Annotated in this window: 1 protein-coding gene; it reads left to right on the top strand. The window is 62.8% G+C overall.

The genetic code is table 11. The features are described from left to right. Positions 1–540, top strand: a 540-nt coding sequence (locus Q4543_RS24545) for a transposase (RefSeq protein ID WP_303442820.1), incomplete at both ends; no start/stop codon positions are given.

Genomic DNA, 540 nt, shown 5'->3' with positions numbered 1-540 from the left:
GCAAGGATACCTTCCTCCGGGGGGCTGCGACGGGTGCGCGGACCATGGGGTTTGAACCGCGTGTCATCGGGGCCGACGACTGGGCCTGGCGCAAGGGGCAGCGCTATGGAACGTTGATCTGCGATCTCGAACGTCGTTCCGTCATCGACCTGCTGCCGGATCGCGAGCCTGCGACCGTCGCAGCCTGGCTGCGTCAGCACCCGCAGATCGAAATTGTCGCGAGGGATCGGAACGGCGGATACAGGCAGGCAATTTCGGCGGCCCTTCCTGACGCGACCCAAGTTGCCGATCGTTGGCATCTCCTGCAAAACGCTAGCGATGCGTTTCTGTCCGCCGTCCGTCGCGCAATGCCCGCCATCAGAAAAGCAGCCTGCAGCGCCGTGCTGGATCCAAGTATCCTGACTGCGGCGGAGCGCCTTCAATTCGAAGGCTTTCAGCGGCGCCAGCAAACCAACATACTGATCCAGCGCATGGGCGCCGAAGGCATGCCCATCAAGCGGATCGTTCGTATTACAGGTCTGAGCTGGGGGTTGGTTCGGC

It is taken from the genome of Salipiger sp. 1_MG-2023, assembly GCF_030547555.1.
In the GTDB taxonomy this organism is placed as follows: Bacteria; Pseudomonadota; Alphaproteobacteria; order Rhodobacterales; family Rhodobacteraceae; genus Salipiger.
Note: the sequence above shows the minus strand (reverse complement) of the source record. Positions and strands in the feature narration are given on the sequence as shown.